General features: G+C 56.9%; 6 protein-coding genes. 5 read left to right on the top strand and 1 reads right to left on the bottom strand.

Features of this window, described 5'->3' with window-relative positions; all coding sequences use genetic code 11:
• Nucleotides 1-403: 403 nt before the first annotated feature.
• The 5 genes from BLX42_RS12485 to BLX42_RS26890 all read left to right on the top strand — a co-directional run bounded on the left by BLX42_RS12485 (nt 404) and on the right by BLX42_RS26890 (nt 4,581).
• A complete protein-coding gene (locus tag BLX42_RS12485; protein ID WP_086974373.1) occupies nt 404-1,213 on the top strand; it encodes an AbiJ-NTD4 domain-containing protein in 810 nt (269 codons plus the stop codon).
• Between the two features lie 118 nt (nt 1,214-1,331).
• Nucleotides 1,332-1,652 carry a transposase gene (locus BLX42_RS12490; RefSeq protein WP_010954781.1) on the top strand — a complete coding sequence of 107 codons (321 nt, stop codon included), beginning with the start codon at nt 1,332-1,334 and terminating at the stop codon, nt 1,650-1,652.
• The gene (gene tnpB, locus BLX42_RS26885; RefSeq protein ID WP_004575513.1) at nt 1,649-1,984 is read left to right on the top strand and encodes an IS66 family insertion sequence element accessory protein TnpB; all 336 of its coding nucleotides are present in this window, start codon (nt 1,649-1,651) and stop codon (nt 1,982-1,984) included. The genes BLX42_RS12490 and tnpB overlap by 4 nt, the downstream gene beginning before the upstream one ends.
• Before the next feature lie 63 nt (nt 1,985-2,047).
• Nucleotides 2,048-3,583: an IS66 family transposase gene (locus BLX42_RS12500; protein ID WP_010954780.1), complete on the top strand. Its 1,536-nt coding sequence runs from the start codon at nt 2,048-2,050 to the stop codon at nt 3,581-3,583.
• Between the two features lie 482 nt (nt 3,584-4,065).
• Nucleotides 4,066-4,581 carry an HNH endonuclease gene (locus BLX42_RS26890; RefSeq protein ID WP_256671981.1) on the top strand — a complete coding sequence of 172 codons (516 nt, stop codon included), beginning with the start codon at nt 4,066-4,068 and terminating at the stop codon, nt 4,579-4,581.
• Between the two features lie 49 nt (nt 4,582-4,630).
• Here BLX42_RS26890 and BLX42_RS12510 read toward each other — a convergent pair whose 3' ends face one another.
• The gene (locus tag BLX42_RS12510) at nt 4,631-4,909 is read right to left on the bottom strand and encodes a hypothetical protein (RefSeq protein WP_256671980.1); all 279 of its coding nucleotides are present in this window, start codon (nt 4,907-4,909) and stop codon (nt 4,631-4,633) included.
• Nucleotides 4,910-5,308 lie beyond the last annotated feature (399 nt).

Consider the following 5,308-nt stretch of genomic DNA (forward strand, 5'->3'; position numbering starts at 1 on the left):
ATACCCCTGCTATCGCAGGGAAGAGGACCAGTCACAGTTGGTCGACTCAGCACCTCAGGCGGTGCCAAGATCGAAATCAGTATATAAGTATTGTCAAGCTAAATCAATGAAAAATAAGAATTTTTTCATTTCAAGTGACACCTAAGAACATCAACTCCCATCATCAGCGGAGACCAGGCGAGGCTATAGCGCTAGAAGCCCCTGGCGCAAGGATTTTGAGCGCCAAATGAATTGCCGAGTGCTACCCCACAGGGGTCCTGGGAGCGCCACGCATACGCCGCCTCAGAGCCCATCACAAATGAGTAGTAACCATCAGCTGTCCTAGGAGGCGGACGGGTTACCGACCGGCTTGAGCCATCCTGTGATGCAGACCTCACCACAAATTCGAGACAGGACGAGACGTATGAAGGACACATTCTCAAAGCGAAATGGGTTCGCACAAACCGAGGAAGCTGAAATCACTGTCCGTGAGGACGCGCCGGAGGAGCTTCGCGGATACCTTCTCCAACTGGCGTACGAATGTGGGGTCAAGCCCTCTACGCTACGCACTCTCATGTGCAGAGCGTTGAAGAAACAAGAGGATCCAGATAACTGGTCTGAGCGCCCGAATATCGCCTGGGAGAACGAGGCACTTATCCGAGGATGCAAATGGTACAAGGTCTATGACGTCATCGAGCGAATCCACCAGCATTTGGCCGCCGAGGGCTATGACGGAGATGCCTATCATCACTTTGAAGTTGAGCTGAATGACTACTTCATCGAGAACGGGATAGGGTGGAAACTGGAAGCCACCGCGGTTCAGATCAGGGGGCCGGAATCTTTTGAGGTTGTGGTCAAGACCGCCCGAGATATTGAGCTGGAGAGCGGGCATGTAACGGCGAGCAAAGAGCTTCATCAGGCGATTGCCGACCTCTCACGCCGGCCGCATCCAGACCCCACTGGAGCTATCCAGCACGCAATGGCATCACTTGAATGCGTGGCTCGCGAAATCACAGGTGACGTGAAGGCCAATCTCGGAGACATCATGAAGCGTCATGGGAAGATTATTCCTCCGCCACTGGATCAAGCAGTAGTCAAAGCGTGGGGTTACGCATCCGAGAATGGTCGACACATTCGCGAAGGACGAGAGCCTACCTTCACTGAAGCTGAGCTGATCGTGGGACTTTGCGCATCCCTTGGGAGTTTCCTGGTGAAAACTGCACAGACGCTCTGAGGTGTTTGTAGCCCAATCGTAAGCGTCCGGCGAACTCACCTTCCGAACTCCAGCATTAAGGGCGATGGTGTCCGCGTATTTTTAAGCGGACGCGATCACCCTTATCGCCAGGATTTCCATGCGCCAACGAAGCTCTTATCCGAAACCGTTCAAAGCCCAGGTCGTTCAGGAATGCCTGCAACCTGGCGCAACCGTGTCCAGTGTCGCCATCAACCACGGCATCAATGCCAACGTCATCCGCAAATGGCTGCCGCTCTATCGAGATCTGCCCGCAGCGGCTTCACTACCAGCTTTCGTCCCGCTAAAAGCCGCACCTAAACGGCCAGTCGAAGCGTCAGTGATCATCGAGTTGCCCGTGGCCGGGCAAGTGATCACGGTGAAATGGCCAGCCTCGGATCCCGAGGGTTGTGCGCAATTTATTCGGGCTTTCGCTCAATGATCCGCATCGATGCCATCTGGCTGGCCACCGAGCCGATGGACATGCGCGCTGGCACCGAGACAGCATTAGCCCGGGTGATTGCGGTGTTCGGTGCGGCGAAGCCGCACTGCGCTTATCTGTTCGCCAATCGCCGGGCTAACCGGATGAAAGTGCTGGTGCACGATGGCGTCGGTGTCTGGCTGGCAGCGCGTCGACTGAACCAAGGCAAGTTCCACTGGCCCGGCATTCGCCACGGCTGCGAGGTCGAACTCGACAGCGAACAACTCCAGGCGTTGGTGCTGGGCCTGCCGTGGCAGCGCGTCGGTGCAGGCGGTGTGATTAGCATGCTGTAAACGCCGGCCATTTGGCCGGTCTACTTGTCGTCGCCCCGCGCCTGCTCTGGCACAATCGGCGGCATGACTTTCTCGCCCAACCTCGACCAGATGACCCCGGAACAGCTTCGTGCCTTGGCGGCACAGGCGTTGCAATTGCAATCCCAGGTCGAGGCGATGAGCAGGAAGATTCAGAACGATGAAATCCTCATCGAACAGTTCAAGTTCGAAATCGCCCTGCTCAAACGGCACAAGTTTGCCAAGCGCAGCGAGCAAATCAGCCCGGCGCAAAGCAACTTGCTGGATGACCTGCTCGACACAGACCTTGAAGCTATCGAGGCCGAGCTAAAACAGCTTCTCCCAGATGCGCCACAGGCCGAACCACGACAATCCCCGAAACGTGCGCCTTTGCCGCCGCAGTTTCCACGCACGGTGATTCGTCACGAACCCGAAAACACCCAGTGCGTCTGTGGCTGCCAACTTCAACGCATCGGCGAAGACGTCAGCGAGAAGCTGGATTACACGCCGGGCGTGTTTACCGTCGAGCAACATGTGCGGGGCAAATGGGCCTGTCGCCAGTGCGAAACCCTGATCCAGGCCCCGGTGCCAGCCCAGGTTATCGACAAAGGTATCCCGACCACAGGTTTGTTGGCCCACGTGATGGTGGCCAAGTTTGCCGATCACTTGCCGCTGTACCGGCAGGAGAAAATCTTTGGCCGTGCCGGGCTGGCAATTGCTCGCTCGACCCTGGCGCAGTGGGTCGGACAAACCGGCGTGCGGCTTCAGCCACTGGTCGATGCACTGCGTGAAGCCGTGCTGAACCAGGGCGTGATCCACGCTGATGAGACACCGGTGCAAATGCTTGCGCCAGGCGAGAAGAAAACCCACCGGGCCTATGTCTGGGCGTACAGCACGACGCCGTTTTCAGGGCTCAAAGCGGTGGTTTACGACTTCAGCCCAAGCCGTGCTGGCGAACATGCGCGCAACTTCCTGGGTGACTGGAACGGCAAGTTGGTCTGCGACGACTTCGCTGGCTACAAAGCCGGTTTCGAACAAGGCATCACTGAAATCGGCTGCATGGCCCACGCCCGGCGCAAGTTCTTTGATTTGCACGTGGCGAACAAAAGTCAGCTGGCTGAACAGGCCCTGCACTCGATCAGCGGCTTGTACGAGGTCGAACGTCAGGCGCGGGACATGAGTGATGAAGAGCGCTGGCGAATACGACAAGAATTGGCGGTGCCGATCCTCAAAAAACTGCATGACTGGATGTTGGCTCAGCGAGACCTGGTGCCCAATGGATCAGCCACGGCCAAAGCCCTCGATTACAGCCTGAAACGCTGGGTAGCACTGACGCGCTACCTGGATGATGGGGCTGTGCCCATCGACAACAACCAGGTCGAAAACCAGATACGGCCATGGGCACTCGGGCGCTCGAACTGGTTATTTGCGGGATCCCTGCGCAGCGGTAAGCGGGCTGCGGCAATCATGAGTTTGATCCAGTCGGCGCGCATGAATGGGCATGATCCGTATGCCTATCTCAAAGATGTGCTGACGCGGCTGCCGACCCAACGGGCCAGTGAGATCGGACAGTTGCTGCCGCATCAGTGGGTGCCGGCCTGACTTACGCAAGGTGAGTTCGCCGGACGCTTACGCCCAATCTGCCCACCCCTTCCGCGGAGCTACCGATGGATAGCAACGAAGAATTCAGTCTGGACGAAGTAGCCGCATCGAATCACAACCCTCCCGGTTGGGCTAGAAGGGATATCGAGATAACTCACCGAGGGAAAGCGCCAAAGCACTATGGCCCGCGCGCCTATAGGTTCTCTGCGCCAATGACCCTAAGCGTCATTCTCCCCAAGAGGGGATGGACGTTGTTGAAGCAGACAAAAAATTACGCCTACTTGATTCCGCCGACCGGGGCGAATCCGCCGTTCACCATCACCATCTCTGTCCCCACGGAAGCCGAATGCATCAACCTTGCGAGGCGCGCCTACCAGCGAGGGTTTTCATGGCAGGCTCAGCTAGGTGAATGGCCAGCGCTCTATCTGCACGAGCGACGTTTGGAAACGACAGAAATGTGGCGAAACCAAACCACAGGGGATATGGATAGCCGTCTCCATGTGTCCCCTCCGGAGTCGCGCCTCCACATTGGCGAATGGGGAGGCTGGGAGGCTGTTGTAACAGGCGTGGGCGGAACCTTTAAGGCTGGATATCGATTCCAACAGCCAGCAAGCCCTCATCCTCAAGCACAGCCACCTGCTCCTCCCCCGCTTCCGGACGATCCCGCGCTTTTCGAAGGTGCGGTCAGGACTGTAGAGCTGACGCAGTACGAGAGAAATGCAGCTGCTCGCCGCCTTTGCTTAGCGCACTTCGGCCCTACCTGCCAGGTATGTGGGCTGAACTATGAACGCAAGTACGGCCACATCGGGGCCGACCTCATACACGTCCATCACCTTACTCCATTAGCCGCTATCGGGGACTCGTACCAGGTTGACCCGCTTCGAGACCTCATCCCACTCTGCGCGACGTGTCATCATGTAGCGCACGCCCGAGTTCCACCTTACACCCCCGAGGAGATCCGAGCGTCCATTCGCTCCGTCTCAGCCCCGCAGCATTAGGTTGCCCAGTTCGCTGTCGCTGAGGGCGTTTGGACGAGGAAAATTGGCGCTAAACCCTTACGACAGAGACTACCCGTACATATTTGTACTTTTTATATTTCTTTTTCGCGTCCATTTCCGCCACCAGCGCACTGAGAGACGAGCTTTCGTAAACGACTTCCTCGTAACCTCCTTCATAAACGTTGCCGACTTGCAAAACCACTCGAATTTTCGAAGTCATCTTCTGGGAACGATTTTTGTTTAGTGGCATAGCATGGCCGGAAGCTCTCTCTGAGCTGCGTGCATCACCGAAAAGGGCCCGGCGCATCTCCTCTTCACTCAAATCCATAAACATTTACTCGTTCAGTGTGTAAGCGCAATGCCGCGAATTTACGGCGCAATTTCCCCATAGTAACAGCCTGTGCTAGGGCATAGCCCTAAGGAGTACAAATGTACCCCTGCTGAAAAGCTGACCTTTTCGCGACCGACACGCTCGCCCAGGAAGGGAGGAACTCTGGTACGTTCCGCGGAGCGGGTTGTAGCGACTGCGGGATGAAAAGATCCGACCACGCAAATCTGGATCGGGCGATCGAGAACCATGCTTGAGCTGGAAACTGGTGTCTGTGCAAGGAAAAGGAGCCGCCAAAAAGGTGGCTTTTGGCCGCTTGGCTGATTAACATCGGGCTGCCTCGCCTGCTTGCTGGTGCAGCCGCCTCACAGCACTGAACCAAGTTTGACAGACGCCAGC

The sequence above is a fragment of the Pseudomonas sp. SG-MS2 genome, assembly GCF_009933855.1.
GTDB lineage: Bacteria > Pseudomonadota > Gammaproteobacteria > Pseudomonadales > Pseudomonadaceae > Aquipseudomonas > Aquipseudomonas putida_E.